General features: G+C 72.1%; 14 protein-coding genes. 10 read left to right on the top strand and 4 right to left on the bottom strand.

Annotation, left to right across the window (positions count from 1 at the left end; all coding sequences use genetic code 11):
* Window positions 1-35 precede the first annotated feature (35 nt).
* The 7 genes from ACWCRJ_RS13095 (at window position 36) to ACWCRJ_RS13065 (ending at window position 10,731) form a co-directional block, all read left to right on the top strand.
* Entirely contained in the window at window positions 36-1,706 is a 1,671-nt protein-coding gene (locus ACWCRJ_RS13095; protein WP_450939360.1) for an amidohydrolase, read from the top strand.
* Window positions 1,707-1,883: 177 nt separating this feature from the next.
* A complete protein-coding gene (locus tag ACWCRJ_RS13090) occupies window positions 1,884-3,023 on the top strand; it encodes a LacI family DNA-binding transcriptional regulator (protein WP_450939359.1) in 1,140 nt (379 codons plus the stop codon).
* A 380-nt stretch (window positions 3,024-3,403) separates the two neighbouring features.
* Window positions 3,404-4,795, top strand: a complete 1,392-nt coding sequence (locus ACWCRJ_RS13085) for an ABC transporter substrate-binding protein (protein ID WP_450939358.1) — start codon at window positions 3,404-3,406, stop codon at window positions 4,793-4,795.
* A 1-nt stretch (window position 4,796) separates the two neighbouring features.
* Window positions 4,797-5,717, top strand: coding sequence for a carbohydrate ABC transporter permease (locus tag ACWCRJ_RS13080; protein WP_450939357.1), 921 nt, complete (start codon window positions 4,797-4,799; stop codon window positions 5,715-5,717).
* Window positions 5,714-6,643, top strand: coding sequence for a carbohydrate ABC transporter permease (locus ACWCRJ_RS13075; protein ID WP_450939356.1), 930 nt, complete (start codon window positions 5,714-5,716; stop codon window positions 6,641-6,643). The genes ACWCRJ_RS13080 and ACWCRJ_RS13075 overlap by 4 nt, the downstream gene beginning before the upstream one ends.
* Window positions 6,644-6,697: 54 nt before the next feature.
* Entirely contained in the window at window positions 6,698-8,857 is a 2,160-nt protein-coding gene (locus tag ACWCRJ_RS13070; RefSeq protein WP_450939355.1) for a beta-galactosidase, read from the top strand.
* A 125-nt stretch (window positions 8,858-8,982) separates the two neighbouring features.
* Complete coding sequence (locus tag ACWCRJ_RS13065) at window positions 8,983-10,731, top strand: RICIN domain-containing protein (protein WP_450939400.1); 1,749 nt, start codon at window positions 8,983-8,985, stop codon at window positions 10,729-10,731.
* Between the two features lie 85 nt (window positions 10,732-10,816).
* Here the strand turns inward: ACWCRJ_RS13065 and ACWCRJ_RS13060 are convergent, their stop codons facing one another.
* From ACWCRJ_RS13060 to ACWCRJ_RS13050, 3 genes are read right to left on the bottom strand one after another with little or no spacing between them, the layout of a single operon-like run.
* Complete coding sequence (locus tag ACWCRJ_RS13060) at window positions 10,817-11,320, bottom strand: hypothetical protein (protein WP_450939354.1); 504 nt, start codon at window positions 11,318-11,320, stop codon at window positions 10,817-10,819.
* A complete protein-coding gene (locus ACWCRJ_RS13055) occupies window positions 11,317-11,520 on the bottom strand; it encodes a helix-turn-helix domain-containing protein (protein ID WP_450939353.1) in 204 nt (67 codons plus the stop codon). Before ACWCRJ_RS13055 ends, ACWCRJ_RS13060 begins: the two co-directional genes overlap by 4 nt.
* On the bottom strand, window positions 11,520-12,017 hold the full coding sequence (locus tag ACWCRJ_RS13050) for a DUF2975 domain-containing protein (RefSeq protein WP_450939352.1): 498 nt from the start codon (window positions 12,015-12,017) through the stop codon (window positions 11,520-11,522). Before ACWCRJ_RS13050 ends, ACWCRJ_RS13055 begins: the two co-directional genes overlap by 1 nt.
* A gap of 328 nt (window positions 12,018-12,345) precedes the next feature.
* Here ACWCRJ_RS13050 and ACWCRJ_RS13045 point away from each other — a divergent pair, with 328 nt between their 5' ends.
* Together ACWCRJ_RS13045 and ACWCRJ_RS13040 are read left to right on the top strand one after the other, a co-directional pair.
* Window positions 12,346-13,176 carry a methyltransferase gene (locus ACWCRJ_RS13045; RefSeq protein ID WP_450939351.1) on the top strand — a complete coding sequence of 277 codons (831 nt, stop codon included), beginning with the start codon at window positions 12,346-12,348 and terminating at the stop codon, window positions 13,174-13,176.
* A 73-nt stretch (window positions 13,177-13,249) separates the two neighbouring features.
* On the top strand, window positions 13,250-13,912 hold the full coding sequence (locus ACWCRJ_RS13040) for a lysophospholipid acyltransferase family protein (protein ID WP_450939350.1): 663 nt from the start codon (window positions 13,250-13,252) through the stop codon (window positions 13,910-13,912).
* Window positions 13,913-14,147: 235 nt separating this feature from the next.
* Here the strand turns inward: ACWCRJ_RS13040 and ACWCRJ_RS13035 are convergent, their stop codons facing one another.
* Window positions 14,148-14,339, bottom strand: a complete 192-nt coding sequence (locus tag ACWCRJ_RS13035; protein ID WP_450939349.1) for a hypothetical protein — start codon at window positions 14,337-14,339, stop codon at window positions 14,148-14,150.
* A gap of 127 nt (window positions 14,340-14,466) precedes the next feature.
* Between ACWCRJ_RS13035 and ACWCRJ_RS13030 the strand changes: the two genes are divergently transcribed.
* Entirely contained in the window at window positions 14,467-15,675 is a 1,209-nt protein-coding gene (locus ACWCRJ_RS13030; RefSeq protein ID WP_450939348.1) for an RNA ligase, read from the top strand.
* The last annotated feature ends 1 nt before the right edge of the window (window position 15,676 follow it).

Below are 15,676 nucleotides of genomic sequence, written 5' to 3'. Positions count from 1 at the left end.
TCTCCGCCCCCGCGTCTCCCAGGAAGTACTCCCCCATGCCGCAGTCGTCCCAGGTCACGGGCCCCGCCGACCTCGTCCTCACCGGCGGTCCCGTCCACACCGTCGATCCCGCCCGCAGCCGTGCCACCGCCGTGGCCGTGCACGGCGGGCGGATCACCGCCGTCGGCCACGACGAGGTGCACGCGCTCGTCGGGCCCGGCACCGAGGTCGTCGACCTCGCCGGGAAGCTGCTGCTGCCCGGCTTCCAGGACGCCCATGTGCACCCGCAGGGCGCGGGCCTGGAACTCGGCGCGTGCCATCTCGCCGACACCTCCGACCCCGCCGAGTACCTACGGCGGATCCGGGCCTACGCCGACACGCACCCCGACGCCGCGTGGATCACCGGCGGCGGCTGGTCCCTGGAGGCCTTCCCCGGCGGCGCCCCGACCGCCGCCGCCCTCGACGCGATCGTCCCCGACCGTCCGGTCTTCCTGCCCAACCGCGACCATCACGGCGCCTGGGTCAACACCCGGGCCCTGGAGCTGGCCGGTATCGACGCCCGCACCCCCGACCCCGCCGACGGCCGGATCGAACGCGACGCCGACGGCAACCCGACCGGCATGCTCCAGGAGGGCGCCGTCCACCTGGTGGGCCGGCTGGTGCCCGAGCCCACCGCCGAGGAACAGCTGACCGCCCTGCTGCGCGCCCAGGCCGTGCTGCACTCCCACGGGGTCACCGCCTGGCAGGACGCCATCGTCGGCGCGTACGCCAACATGACCGACCCGGCGCCCTCGTACCGCACGGCCGTCGACCGGGGGCTCCTCACCGCGCGCGTCGTCGGCGCCCTGTGGTGGGACCGGGAGCGTGGCGCCGAGCAGATCCCCGAACTCGTCGTGCGGCGGGAGGAGTTGAGCGGGGGCCGGTTCCGCGCCGGCACGGTGAAGATCATGCAGGACGGCATCGCCGAGAACCACACGGCCGCCATGCTCGACCCGTACCTCACGGGCTGCGGCTGCGCCTCGGGCGGCAGCGGCATCAGCTTCGTCGAACCGGGCGAGCTGAGGAAGTACGTCACCGAACTCGACGCGCTCGGTTTCCAGGTGCACTTCCACGCGCTCGGCGACCGCGCGGTGCGCGAGGCGCTCGACGCCGTCGAGGCCGCCCGCACCGCGGGCGGCCACCGCGACACCCGTCATCACCTGGCCCATCTCCAGGTCGTCCACCCCGACGACGTACCGCGCTTCCGGGCACTCGGCGCCACCGCCAACCTGCAGATGCTGTGGGCCGCCCACGAACCGCAGATGGACGAACTCACCCTGCCCTTCCTCGGGCCCGAACGCGGCGCCCGGCAGTACCCGTTCGGCGACCTGCTGCGCGCCGGGGCGACCCTGGCGGCGGGCAGCGACTGGCCGGTCAGCAGCCCCGACCCGCTCCAGGCCGTCCATGTCGCGGTCAACCGGCGCTCCCCCGACGCCCCCGAGGGCACCCCGGAGTTCCTGCCCGGCCAGCGTCTCGACCTCGGCTCGGCCCTCGCCGCCCACACCGCCGGCAGCGCCTACGTGAACCATCTCGACGCCCTCACCGGAAGCATCTCCGTCGGCAAGGCGGCCGACCTGGTCGTCCTCGACCGCGACCCGTTCGCGGGGCCGCCCGGGGACATCGCCGCCACCCGGGTCCTGCAGACCTTCGTGGACGGCCGCCGCGTGCACGCGGCTCCGGACGCCTGAGGTCCACGGCTCCCCGCGGCCCGACCCCGGAGCCGTGATCCCGGCATCACGGTTCGGTACCGAGCCTTGACGACAGCCGTGTGACTGCGTAGACATGACTACGCAGACATGACAGCGCAGTCAGAAATGCCGTCTGACATCATTGGGCTGTTCGTGACGGTCACCGGGGAGGGCACCATGACGCGAGGGCAAGGGCGGGGCGGCAGCCACGCCGCGCCGAGCAGCACGGATGTCGCCCGGCTGGCCGGAGTCTCGCAGAAGACCGTGTCCAGGGTCTTCAACGACGAGCCGTACGTCTCCGCCGACGTGCGCAGACGCGTCACGGAGGCCGCCGAGCAGCTCGGTTACCGGCGTAACAACGCCGCCCGGGCGCTGGCCTCGGGGCGCACCCGCTCCATCGGCGTGGTGACGCTGGGCACGGCTCTGTACGGTCCCGCCTCCCTGCTCATGGGGGTCGAGCGGGTCGTCCGCGACACGGGCTACGCGCTGCGCGTGGTCAACACCGTGGAGGGCGATCCGGCGGGTATCGCGGGAGCCGTGGATTCGCTGCTCGACCAGGGCGTGGACGGCATCGTCATCTCGGAGCCGATCGACGAGGCGGTTCAGGGCGCCGACCGGGCCCTGCGGGTCGCCGTGCCGGCGCTGGTCATCGGCGCCCCGCCGTTCGTCACCGCACCCGCGGTGCTGAACGCGGGCGACGGTGCCCACCTGATGGCGCGTACCGCCACCGAGCACCTGCTGGAGCTGGGCCACACCACGGTCCATCACCTGGCGGGCCCGCAGCGCTGGTACGCCGCCCGGGACCGTCTGGAGGCATGGCAGGCGACACTGGCGGCCCGGGGCAGGGACATCCCCGAGGTCGTCCAGGGCGACTGGTCGGCCGCGTCCGGGTACGCGGCCGGACGGGAGCTGGCCAGGAACCGTGACGTCACCGCGGTCTTCGCCGCCAACGACGACATGGCGATCGGTCTGATCCGCGCGCTGACGGAGGCGGGGCGACGGGTTCCGCAGGACGTCAGTGTCGTCGGCTTCGACGACATTCCGGTCGCCGCCTACGTGACTCCTCCTCTGACCACGGTGCGGCAGCCGTTCGACGCCGTGGCGCAGGAGGGGCTCAAGCGTCTCGTCCACGCGATCGAGAACCCGGACGCGGACCCCTTGCCGCCGAGCGACCCACCGGTCGACCTCGTCGTCCGCGCCTCCACCGCGCCGCCGCCGAGCCGGAGGACCCCGGCCCGCGGCCGGCGCACCGCCCCCCGCGTCCGTGTGGGCACGCCCGCCTCGCAGCCGACCGGAGGCGCCGCCCCACAGCACTGACACCACCCGCCACCCGGACGTCACGACGCACGGCCGGCGCGTGACCACCCGATCGAGCCGCCCTACCCGTCACGCCCCGCCACCTCGACGCGCCCCGCACACGGGGCCGCCCCGCACCAGGCGGTGCGCCCGAGCCGTCTTTCGCGCATCCGCCCGGGCACCTCGCCCCGCTCGACCCGGCCGCGAGCCGACGCCGTACCAGCACGTACCCGCGGCATCCGGTACGCGCCCCGGCCGCGACCACGCAGCCGCGAGACCGACCCAGGGCCTTCGCACCCGCGTCCTCGCGTCAGCCCCCGCGTCAGTCACTTCGCTCTTCCCACGTCTCCGCACGCCGTCACCAGGCGTGCCGCCACCATCGCCACCGGCGGGAGTTCACCATGCCCAGAAACGCGCCCACCTTCGCCTCGTCCGCCATGAGCCGTCGGTTCTTCCTCAGCACGACCGGTGCCCTGTCGCTCGGGGCGGCCCTCACCGCCTGCGGCGGCGGTGACTCCGGCGGCTCCTCCGGCTCCGCCGAGCCGATCAGCCAGGCCGACATCGACAAGGCGATGAAGACTCCGACCGAGCTGACGTTCTGGACCTGGGTCCCGAACATCGCCAAGGAGATCGCGCTCTTCGAGAAGAAGTACCCGGCCGTCAAGATCAAGGTCGTCAACGCCGGCCAGGGCACTCCGCAGTACACCAAGCTGCGTACGGCGCTGAAGGCGGGCAGCGGCGCCCCGGACATGGTGCAGATCGAGTACCAGGCCATCCCCACGTTCACCATCACCGACAGCCTGCTGGACCTGCGGCCGTACGGTGCCGCCAAGCTGAAGGACAGGTTCGTCGACTGGACCTGGAGCCAGGTCAGCGGCGCCAAGGGCGAGGTGTGGGCGATCCCGCAGGACACCGGCCCGATGGGTCTGCTGTACCGCAAGGACATCTTCGACAAGCACGGCATCGACGTGCCGGGCACCTGGGACGAGTTCGCCGAGGCCGCGCGCAAGCTCCACAAGGCCGACCCCGACGTCTACCTCACCAACCTCGCGGCCAGCCAGCCCGCCGCCTGGCACGGACTGCTGTGGCAGGCCGGCGCCAAGCCGTACACGACCACCGGCAAGGGCGACATCACCATCAGCGTCGACGACGCGGTCTCCAAGAAGCTCGGCGCCTACTGGGGCGGACTGGCGAAGGAAGGCGTGATCAGCACCGACCCGGACTTCACCGACGGCTGGTACGCCGGGCTCAACAAGGGCAAGTACGCCACCTGGATCACCGCCGCCTGGGGCCCGGCCTTCCTCTCCGGCTCCGCCAAGGCCACCGCCGGCAAGTGGCGCGCGGCCCCGCTCCCCCAGTGGGACGCGGCCAAGCCCAGCGCGGGCAACTGGGGCGGCTCGACCACGGCGGTGATCCGTTCCAGCAAGAACCCCGTCGCCGCGGCCGTGTTCGCGCAGTTCCTCAACAGCGACCCCGCCACCGCCGAGATGTTCGCCACCGAGCAGTTCTTCTTCCCGGCGACCAAGGCCCTGCTCACCGACGCCGGGTTCGTGTCGGACGCGCCGGCCTTCTACGGCGGCCAGAAGGTCAACCAGGTCTTCGCCGACGTCAGCGCCACCGTCGACCCGGCCTTCCAGTGGCCGCCGTTCCTCGACCAGGCGGCGACCGACTGGACCGAGACCGTCGGCAAGTCCCTCGCCGACAAGAAGGACACGGTCGCCGCCCTCGGCCAGTGGCAGTCGCGGCTGACCACGTACGCCAAGGGCCAGGGCTTCACCGTCAAGGGGTCCTGAGATGGCCGCCACCACCCCTGTCACCGCCCCGGGCCGCTCGCGGCCCGGGGGCACCCGGCGCCGCCGCTCGGCGGGACCCCTCTTCGTCGCACCGTTCCTGGTGCTGTTCCTGCTGCTCTTCCTCGCGCCGCTGGTGTACGCCGCCTATCTCAGCCTCTTCCAGACCCGTCTGATCGGCGGGACGGTCTTCGTCGGCCTCGACAACTACGCCCAGGCCTTCGGCGACTCCCAGTTCCTGCACGGAGTCGGCCGCGTCGCGCTGTTCTTCCTGGTGCAGGTGCCCGTGATGCTGCTGCTGGCCCTGCTGTTCGCGCTCGCGCTCGACAGCGGTCTGCTGCGCCTGTCCCGGGTGATCCGGCTGGGCATCTTCGTCCCCTACGCCGTTCCCAGCGTGGTCGCCGCGCTCATGTGGGGCTATCTGTACGGCCCGGACTTCGGCCCGTTCGCCCAACTGGGCCGGAACCTGGACCTGCCGGTCCCGAACTTCCTCGGCGAGAGCCTGATGCTCGGCAGCCTCGCGAACATCGTGACCTGGGAGTTCGTCGGCTACAACATGATCATCCTGTACGCCGCCCTGCGCACGGTCCCGCACGAGCTGTACGAGGCGGCCGCGATGGACGGCGCCGGGGCCTGGCGCATCGCCTGGTCGATCAAACTCCCGGCGCTCCGCCCGGCGTTGCTGCTCACCCTGCTGTTCTCCGTGATCGGCAGCTTCCAGCTGTTCAACGAGCCGAAACTGCTCAAGGACCTCGCCCCGGACGTGATCAGCAGCTCCTACACCGCCAACCTCTACGCCTACACGCTCGCCTTCACCGGCCAGCAGGTCAACTACGCGGCCACGGTGTCCTTCCTCCTCGGCCTCGTCATCGTGATCGCCTCCTACGGCGTCCTGCTCACCGCCAACCGCAGGAGGACCCCGTGACGACGACCACCCCCGCGCCCACGGTCACCGCGGCGGCGAGCAAGCCGGCGCGCGTCGCGCACCGCAGGAGCCGCCCGGGCCGTCGCAGCACCCCGCTGACGATCGCCATGCTGGCCGCCCTGGCGTACTTCCTACTGCCCCTCTTCTGGTTGCTGATCGCCTCGACCAAGAGCACGCAGGACCTGTTCAACAGCTTCGGCCTGTGGTTCTCTGGCGCCCCGCAGCTGCTGACGAACATCAAGGAGACCCTCACCCAGAACGACGGGGTCTTCGTGCGCTGGCTGCTGAACACGGTCCTGTACGCCGGGGTCAGCGCGGTCGGGGCCGCGCTGCTGGCGGCCGCCGCGGGATACGGCTTCGCCAAGTACCGCTTCCGCGGCGACCGTCTCGCCTTCAACCTGGTCCTCGGCGCGGTCATGGTGCCGACGACCGCGCTGGCCATCCCGACCTATCTGCTGTTCGCGCAGGCGGGCCTGGCCAACACCCCCTGGGCGGTCATCCTGCCCTCGCTGGTCAACCCGTTCGGCCTCTATCTGATGCGCGTCTACGCCGCGGACTCCGTCCCCGACAGCATCCTGGAGGCCGCCCGGATCGACGGTGCCGGCGAAGCCCGGATCTTCTTCCGCATCGCCCTGCGGCTGATGGCCCCGGGGGTGGTGACGGTCCTGCTGTTCACGCTGGTGGCGACCTGGAACAACTACTTCCTGCCGCTGATCATGCTCAACGACCCCGATCTGTACCCGATCACCGTCGGCCTGGCCTCCTGGGCCGCGCAGGCGCAGAACGGCGGGGCCGGCGCCAGCAGCGACATGCTCGCGCTCGTCGTGACCGGCTCCCTGATCTCGATCGTCCCGCTGGTCGTGGCCTTCCTCATGCTCCAGCGGTACTGGCAGAGCGGTCTGGCCGCCGGCGGCGTCAAGCAGTAAGGCCCACCGTCCTCGTACCACTCCCCCCACCCTTTCTCTCGGAGGTTCTTCTTCATGGCGGCTCTGCCTGACCGCGTCCTGTTCGGTGCCGCGTACTACCACGAGTACCAGCCGTACGAACGGCCCGCCGAACGCCTCAAGACCGACCTGGACCTGATGGCCGACGCGCATGTCTCCGTCATCCGGGTCGGCGAGTCGGTGTGGTCCACCTGGGAGCCGGAGAACGGGACGTTCGACCTCGACTGGCTCCAGCCCGTGCTGGACGGCGCCCACGAGCGCGGCATCTCCGTGGTCCTCGGCACACCGACCTACGCGGCGCCGCCGTGGCTGGCCCGGCAGTACCCGGAGATCACGGCCGAGCGGCGCACCGGTGAGCGCATGGGCTGGGGCGCCCGCCAGGAGATCGACTTCACCCACCCGGCCTTCCGCTTCCACGCCGAGCGGGTCATCCGCAAGATCGTCGGCCGGTACGCCGACCACCCCGCCGTCATCGGCTTCCAGGTCGACAACGAACCCGGTCTGCACCTCTTCCACAACCACGGCGTCTTCCAGCGCTTCGTGGACCACCTGCGCGAGAAGTACGGCGACGTGGAGACCCTCAACCGTGAGTGGGGCCTGGTCTACTGGTCCCACCGGCTCTCCACCTGGGCCGACCTGTGGACGCCGGACGGCAACGAGCAGCCCCAGTACGACGTCGCCTGGCGGGAGTTCCAGGCCCGGCAGGTCACCGAGTTCATCGGCTGGCAGGCCGACCTCGTCCGCGAGTACGCCTCGCCCGAGCAGTTCGTCACCACCTGCATCTCCTACACCCGCCAGGGCGTGGAGGACGACGAGCTGTCCGACCGCCTCGACATCGCCTCCGGCAACCCGTACTACGACATGCAGGACGGCCTGCTCCTCCCGGACCCCACACCGGACAACCACGAGCAGAAGTGGAAGACCACCGGCGTGTGGTCGCTGTACCAGACCGCCGACTGGATGTTCTCCTCCCGCCAGGAGCCGTTCCTCGTCACCGAGACCAACGCCGGCTCGATAGGCATGGCCTGGGACAACCGCCCCGGCTACGACGGCCAGTGGCGCCAGGCCGCCTGGGCGCTCGTCTCCCGCGGCGCCCGGATGATCGAGTACTGGCACTGGCACACCCTGCACTTCGGCGCCGAGACCTACTGGGGCGGCATCCTCCCCCACACCGGGCAGCCCGGCCGCACGTACGCCGAACTGGCCCGGCTCGGCGCGGAGTTCGAGGCGGCCGGCCCGCTCGTCGCCGGACTCGAACCGGACGCCGACATCACGATGGTGTACTCGACGCCCAGCAAGTGGCTGATGCAGAAGTACCCGCCGCTCGCCACCCCGGACGGCGAGCCGGACGCGGCGGCCTACCACCGCATCTTCGACCCGTTCTACCGGGGCGCCTTCGACGCGGGCCGCCAGGTCCGTATCGTGCACGCCCGGCAGCTGCACGACCCGAGCGGTGAGCGCGAGGGCCTGTCGCCCGAGGAGGCCGTGCGCCGCCACCCGGTCCTCGTCGTCCCGGCGCTGTACCTGGCCGCCGACGCGACCCTCGACTGGCTCGCCGCCTACGCCGACGCGGGCGGCCATCTCGTCCTCGGCCCGCGCACCGGCTACGCCGACCACGAGGCCCGCGCCCGCGCCGAGCGTGCCCCCGGACGCCTCACGGAGGCCGCGGGCGTCGGCTACGACGAGTTCAGCAACCTCACGCGGGAGGTGCCGCTGCGGCCGGCGCCCGGCGGACCGCTCCGGCTCCCCGAGGGCGCGACGGCTACCCGCTGGGCCGACGGCCTCACCGCCACCGACGCCGAGGTGCTGGTCACCTACGACCACCCGCACTTCGGGCGCTGGCCGGCGGTCACCACCCGCCGCCACGGCGCGGGCCAGGTCACGTACGTCGGCACGGTCCCCGGCCGTGACCTCGGCCGGGCGCTCGCCGAGTGGCTGACGCCGGCGGCCCGGCACGCCTGGAGCGCCCTCCCCGCGTCCGTGACCGCGACGACCGGCACCTCGCCCGACGGGCGCCGTGTCCACATCGTCCACAACTGGGCCTGGGAGCCCGCCACCGTTCCCGTCCCGGTGTCCCTGTCCGACGCGCTGACCGGCGCGGCCCTCCCGGCGGGAGCTCCGCTGGAACTGGGGCCGTGGGACGTGCGCGTACTCGTCACCACCGAGACCGACACCGACACCGACACCGACGCCTGAGGCCCGACACCGGGGCCTGACACCGGGCCCGACACCACCGTCCGTCCTGTTCCATCCCCGAAGGAGTGGTTGTGCACAGAAGAAGACTCGGCAGAGCGCTGGGAGGTGTCGTCGGAGCGTCGGCGATGCTCGCGATGCCCCTGACCGCCCAGGCGTACGCCCCGACGGGCGGGACCGTGTACCAGCTCGGCAACGAGCCCTGCCTCAAGGGGCGCGGCAACTGCGCGGTCTACCCCAAGTCGGCGCAGCTGCCGAACGGCCGCCTGGTCGCGTCGTTCGAGAAGTCCACCGTCGTGACGGCCACGGGGAGTGCCGACCGGCAGACCATGCCGGTGTACAAGAGCGACGACGACGGCACGACCTGGCAGCCGCTGTCCGAGGTCAAGGCCCCGGCGTACCTCTCCGACGACCCCGCGTTCGCGAAGTACACCAGCAACTGGACGAACCCGTTCCTGTACGTGCTCCCGGACCGCGTCGGCGACCTGCCGGCGGGCACGCTGCTGCTGGCGAGCGTGGTGTCCGGCGACGACCAGTACTACAAGGAGCGCAAGGCCGCCGACCCGAACTGGACGCCGTCCAACGACGGTGACCGCAAGGACATGGCGATCGCCCTGTACTCCAGCACCGACAACGGCGTGACCTGGAAGGTCGTCAACGTCGTCGCGACCGGTGGCTGGCAGGGCGGCAGCGCGGGCGCGGTCGGGCAGAACATCGCCAAGGCGAACACGTACAAGCAGGTGGATCCCCTGTGGGAGCCGTACCTGATGGTGCGCAAGAACAAGCTCGTCTGTTTCTACTCCGACGAGAACGACTACGTCGGCTTCGACCCGGCCACCGGGATCCCGAAGCTGGACCCGGCGAACGACACCGCCAAGGACTCGCACGGCCAGATCCTGGTCCACAAGACCTGGAACGGCAAGAGCAAGAAGTGGAGCGAGCCGGTCGTCGACATCGCCGGTTCGACCGAGGACATGGGCGGCGGCAAGACGGAGATCGGCGGCGGCCGGCCCGGCATGACGACCCTCGTCCCGACGGCCGACGAGAAGTGGCTGCTGACCTACGAGTACTGGGGCGGCGGGGCCAACACCCGGTACCGGATCGCGAACGACCCGCTGAAGTTCTTCCAGGGTTCACCCACCGGCATGGGGGTCGACGCACTGCCGGTCGTCGCCGGTTCGCGCCCCCTGGCGCAGGGCGGCAGCCCGGTCGTCATCAAGCTCCCCGACGGGCGCCTGGTCTACAACGCCGCCAACAGCGGCAGCGTCTGGGTCAACGACAGCGGGCGCTCCGACGGTGTGTGGAAGGAGTACCAGACCACCTCGCGGGCCGGATACAGCCGCAACCTGCAGTACGTGGACGGCACCGGCCGCGTCGTGATCCTCAACAACCAGGGCACGTCGGTCATCGCGCACGCCGAGGTCGACCTCGGCCACTCCGCGGGCGCCTACAAGCAGTTGGTGAACCGGAAGACCGGCCAGGTGATCGGCACGGGCAACAACAGCACCGACGCGAACATCGGCAACGGTGACGTCCCCGACGTCGTCCTGGAGGACGCCGGCACGGCGGCCGACCCGGCCACCCAGTACTGGCACGTCACCACCAAGTCCGGCGGCGGCGTGACCCTGCTCAACAAGTCGGGCGGCCGGGCGGCGTCGATCTGGACGGGCAGCGCGACGGCCGGCCAGCGCATCGGCCAATGGGTCGACGACAGCGCCACGGGCACATGGAACGTCGTCCCGTCCGCGAACGGTCACGTCAAGCTGCAGTCGGTCAAGAACAAGGACCTCTACCTGACCGGCGCGTCCACCGACGCGCCCCTCACCCTGCAGAACGCGACCACGGACGGCTCGCAGGACTGGAAACTCGTCCCCTAGCGGGCCGTGCGTCCGTCCCGTCGGGCGCGGGCTCCGTTGCACAGGAGCCCGCGCCCGACGGCTCGAACCCTCCGAGGTCCGGCCGCTACACGCCGGCCGACCACGCCTGGAGCACCGTGAAATCGGCTGGCGTCATCCCCACCTCGGACGTGACGCGGTGGAGGAGGGCCCGCCCCGGGTGATGCCGTGACACCCAGGCGCGGTCGAGGCCGGTGATCTCGTCGTCGACCCAGATGAACGGGCGCCCGGCCGCCTCCCGGACCAGGGCGCGGGTCTTCCAGTGCAGCAGATCGGCGTGGCCCTCCTCCGGGCACTCCGGCAGGTCCACGACGGGGAGCGCCGGCAGGCCGAGCAACGGGGCGATCACCTCGTTGGCGTCGTGCATCCACGCGGTGGCCCACATCAGCTCGCAGGGCAGCCGCAGCAGGCGCGGTCCATGGGTGAGGTCGATCCTCGCCAGCTGGGGATTCGACGTGTGCTGCCAGGCGACCCACTCCCCGGCCGCCGACGGGAGCCGCCCGCCGCCGTAGGGCAGGAGCGTTCCGTCGACGTCGAGGAAGAGCAGCGGGCGGCCCGCGTGGCCCGTCATGTCTCCCACCTCAGCAGGTCTCCCGGCCGGCATTCGAGCACCGCGCAGAGTGCGGCGAGGGTGGTGAATCGGACCGCCTCGGCCCGGCCGTTCCTGAGCACCGCCAGATTGGCGGGGGTGATTCCCACGCGGTCCGCGAGTTCGCCCACGGACATCTTCCGCTTCGCCGGCATCACGTCGATGTCGACGGCGATCGGCATCAGATGACCTCGGCCAGCTCGGCCCGCATGTGCTGCGCCTCGATGTCGCGGGTGACGGCCTTGGCGAGCAGCATCCGCAGGACGAGGACGATGAGCGCCATCCCCAGCACCGCGAGGCCGGCACCGCCCAGCAGGAGCACGACGCCGGGGGCCACGGCCTCGCCCGGCGCCAGGACCACGCCGAGCGCGAACACCAGGACCGCCGCCGCCACCATCGCGCCGATCACCCCGTGCACGTACCGGAACGCGGCGTGGGAGAAGACGGTGTCCCGCCGGACCATCGTCACCAGGCGCCACACACAGACCAGCACGACCTGGACCGTCACCACCCCCAGCACCACGATCACGAGGACCGGCGTGCGCACATGCGCCGCGTCCGCGTCGAGACCGTCGAGATCGGCGGCCAGCAGCGGCACCATCACCCCCTGCACGAACAGCGAACCGACGAACAACCCCACGATCACGGCACGCAGCGCCAGCACCGTCAGCTTCCCCACGACACCCTCCTTCACTCGACCAGCGATAGAAAACTATCGAAAGTCGATAGATCAGGCAAGGCTGCGCTGCTCTCCCCGGCTGGATCGGTGTGTCAGGGGTGGCTGGTCGGCTGGTCGGATGCGGGCACGGCCGGTGGGACGGCCGGTGGGCGGGGCGCTGACGGAGGGGGCCGATGTCCGAGCCGGAGCGGGTACGACTGCTCGTTCTCGTGCCCCGCCGGTGTCTCGAAGTCTGGTGGTGGCAGCCGTAGAGCGAGGCGTGCCCAGGGGGCGGCGCGGGCGCCGGGCTCCTGGTACTCGGCGCGGCGGGCACTGTCATGATCGGAGGATGAGTCAGAGCGCCGACGACGGCTACCTCCTCGACAACCGCCAGGCCGAGGCGGGCGAGCGGTTCGACGCCCTCGCGGCCCTGTTCGACGCCTCCACCTTCCGGCACATCGACGACCTCGGGATCGCGCCCGGCTGGCGTTGCTGGGAGGTGGGCGCCGGCGGTTCCTCGGTGGTGCGGGGCCTCGCCGAGCGGGTGGGCCCCACGGGGCACGTCCTGGCGACCGACATCGACACCTCGTGGCTGGCCGCCGCGGCGGCGCCACAGGTCGAACTCCGCCGCCACGACGTCGCCGTGGACGAGCCCCCGCAGGGCCCCTTCGACCTGGTCCACGCCCGGCTGGTCCTCGTCCACGTCGCCGACCGCGAGCGGGCCCTGCGCGTGATGGCCGATGCCCTGCGCCCGGGCGGACGGCTGCTGCTGGAGGACGCCGACCCCGCGCTCCAGCCCCTGATCTGTCCGGACGAGTCCGGCCCGCGACAGCGGCTGGCCAACAAGCTCCGCCACGGCTTCCGCCGGCTCCTCGCCGAGCGCGGCGCGGAGCTGTCCTACGGCCGCCGCCTCCCCCGACTGCTGCGTGAGGCGGGACTGACCGACGTACAGGCGGACGCCTACTTCCCCGTCACGGGCCCCGCCTGCGCGGCGCTGGAGGCGGCCACCGTGCGCCAGGTCCGGGACCAGTTGGTGGCGGGGGGCCACGCGACGCCGTCGGAGATCGACACCCATCTCGCCAACATCGCGGCGGGCGGTCTGGACCTGGCGACCTCCCCGATGATCTCGGCCTGGGGACGCAGGCCGGTGCCGTCTGGGTACGGCCACACCCGCGGTTGAGTACGCGCACTCAGGACCCGTGCGGCGGACGCGCCGACGATGGGGGTCTGCCTCGTCACGTACAGGAGATGCCATGTTCAGCCGCCTCGCCGATGTCCTGGTACCCGCCGTCGGACGTCTCACCGTGACCGTCGAAGCCGGGACCGCCGTGGCGCCGGGCAGCATCGTCGTCGCCAACCACACCTCGCTCGCCGATCCCGCCGTCGTGCTCGCGGCGCTGCACCGGCTCGGCGTCCAGCCGGTCGCCCTGGGCGCCGCGGGCCTGTGGCGGATCCCGCTGCTCGGCCGTGCGCTCTCCCGCGAGGGATACGTGCCCGTGCACCGGGGCGACCCGCGCGCCGCCGACGCGCTCGACCTCGCCGCCGCCGCGCTGGAGCGGGGCAGGTCGATCCTCATCTACGCCGAGGGCGGGATCCCGACGCGCACCGACTCCGCCGAGGCCGCGCCCGGCACGTTCCGCAGCGGCCTGGCCCGGCTGGCCGCACGCACCGGCGCGCCCGTCGTCCCGGTCGGCCAGGCCGGCGCCCGGCGGGTCACCTCGGGAAGCCCGGCCAAGCAGCTCGCGGGGCTGGTCACCGCCCCGCTGCGCCGCCCCGGCCTGCACGTCCACGTCGGAACACCGTTCACCCTCACCGGCGGCCACGCCGGTGACACGCGGCAGGCACATGCCGCGGTGACGGCCGCCTGGCGCACGGCGGCCGCCCACCTAGGCGAACCGGCCGCGCTCGCCGCGTGACGCCCGGAACGGGGCGGGCGTTCCACCCGGCCGGGTCCGGCTCCCGGCCGGGTCCGGCTGTCCGAGCGCCGCGGCTCCGCCTTCCGGCCACCCCCGCAGAGCGTCCTGACGACCGTGCCACGACCGTGAGGCGCCACCTCGTGCGCGTCGTGGTGTGAGCCCTGATGTGCCTGGTGGGACCCGCGATGGATGCCGACAGGAGTTCCTGGGGCTCGGAGCGCTGGGTCTGCTCGCCTCACGGGACGCCGACAAGCCGGTGACCGACCTGTCGACGGGCCGGCAGCGCCGCCCGGACCTCGCCCTGGCGCCGGCGACCCGGCCGCACGCCCTGCTGCCGGACGAGCCGACCAACCACCTCTCGATCGCCCTCGTCGACGAACCCACCGACGCCCTGCACGCCACCGACGCGGCCGTCGTCGCCACGCACGACCGTCAGCCTGAGTCCAGCTCCGGAGGCCCTACCCGGCTCGCGACCTGCGGCACGGCTCCCGAAATCCTGTTTCCGAAGAGGCCTCCCCGACCTGACAATCAGGGACCGGCAAGGGGAGGAACACATGAGCCAGGACCACCTGACTCTTCATGAGCTGATGCCGCCGCAGGAGCTGGCGGCGGCGCTCGACGCGGGGCACGTCACGCGCAAGTCGCACCCGGAACTGCCGCTGTCCCTCTACGCCTACACGCGGAGGTGCCAGTACGAGCGGGTGTGGAACCGGGTGACCACGCGCTGCCGCGGTCTCGTGGCCGACGACGTCACCGGCGAGATCGTCGCGCTGCCGCTGCCGAAGTTCTTCAACGTCGGTGAGCACGAGGCCGGTCAGCCGTACGCCCCCGGTCTTCCCGACGAGCCGTTCGAGGTGTACGACAAGGTCGACGGCAGCCTGGCCGTGGTGTTCCACTACGCCGGCCGGTGGCGGGTCGCGTCCAAGGGGTCGTTCGTCAGTGTGCAGGCGACCTGGGCGCAGCGGCTGCTCGACGCCAAGGACACCTCCGGTCTCGTACCGGGGGTGACCTACCTCGCCGAGATCCTGTACCCGGAGAACCGGATCGTCGTGGACTACGGCGACCGGCGTGACATGGTGCTGCTGGCCGCGTTCGCCAAGGACGGCACCGAGGTACCCCTGGCGGAGGCCGCGACGGGCTGGCGCGGCATCGGCTCGGTCGTCACCGTCCGGCCCGCCGTGCCGCTCACCGAACTGATGGCCATGACGGAGGGCAACCGGCTGCCGGGCGGGACGGACGCCACCGGCACCGACGCGGAGGGCTTCGTGCTGCGCTTCGCCTCGGGCGTTCGGGCGAAGGCCAAGTTCGCCGAGTACGTACGGCTCCACAAGGTGCTCACCGGGGTGACCGAGCGGGACATCTGGCGCGGTCACGGCATCCAGCGGTTCGCGGGCCTGCCCGCGAGGCAGGTGGCGCAGGCGCTGAACTGCTCGGCCGGGGACGTCGTCGCCTCCGGTGGCCGGCCCCTGGACGCGCTGCTGGAGCAGGTGCCCGACGAGTTCGACGCCTGGGTGCGCACAGTCGTCGCGGGGATCGAGAAGCAGGTGGAGGACCGGGAGCGGGCGATCGACGAGGCGTTCCGCTCCCTCGCCCCTCTCACCGGCGACCGGGGGGCCTTCGCCCGTGCGGTGCGGGAGCTGCCCGACGCGGCCGTGCGCCCCGCCATGTTCCTGCGGCTGGACGGCCGGCCCACCGCACTCGTGACGTACCGTTCCACCCGGCCGGAGGCGTCCGACCCCTTCAAGAACGACGAGGAGAACTGAC

It is taken from the genome of Streptomyces sp. NPDC002324, from assembly GCF_053593335.1.
The sequence above is the reverse complement of the archived record's forward strand: the minus strand, read 5'-3'. Positions and strand labels throughout refer to the sequence as shown.

Coding starts and splice junctions, on each gene's coding strand:
- ACWCRJ_RS13040 (WP_450939350.1), top strand. CDS start 13,250: ATGTTCAGCCGCCTCGCCGATGTCCTGGTACCCGCCGTCGGACGTCTC.
- ACWCRJ_RS13030 (WP_450939348.1), top strand. CDS start 14,467: ATGAGCCAGGACCACCTGACTCTTCATGAGCTGATGCCGCCGCAGGAG.
- ACWCRJ_RS13065 (WP_450939400.1), top strand. CDS start 8,983: ATGCTCGCGATGCCCCTGACCGCCCAGGCGTACGCCCCGACGGGCGGG.
- ACWCRJ_RS13045 (WP_450939351.1), top strand. CDS start 12,346: ATGAGTCAGAGCGCCGACGACGGCTACCTCCTCGACAACCGCCAGGCC.
- ACWCRJ_RS13060 (WP_450939354.1), bottom strand. CDS start 11,320: ATGACGGGCCACGCGGGCCGCCCGCTGCTCTTCCTCGACGTCGACGGA.
- ACWCRJ_RS13090 (WP_450939359.1), top strand. CDS start 1,884: ATGACGCGAGGGCAAGGGCGGGGCGGCAGCCACGCCGCGCCGAGCAGC.
- ACWCRJ_RS13070 (WP_450939355.1), top strand. CDS start 6,698: ATGGCGGCTCTGCCTGACCGCGTCCTGTTCGGTGCCGCGTACTACCAC.
- ACWCRJ_RS13085 (WP_450939358.1), top strand. CDS start 3,404: ATGCCCAGAAACGCGCCCACCTTCGCCTCGTCCGCCATGAGCCGTCGG.
- ACWCRJ_RS13055 (WP_450939353.1), bottom strand. CDS start 11,520: ATGCCGATCGCCGTCGACATCGACGTGATGCCGGCGAAGCGGAAGATG.
- ACWCRJ_RS13095 (WP_450939360.1), top strand. CDS start 36: ATGCCGCAGTCGTCCCAGGTCACGGGCCCCGCCGACCTCGTCCTCACC.
- ACWCRJ_RS13080 (WP_450939357.1), top strand. CDS start 4,797: ATGGCCGCCACCACCCCTGTCACCGCCCCGGGCCGCTCGCGGCCCGGG.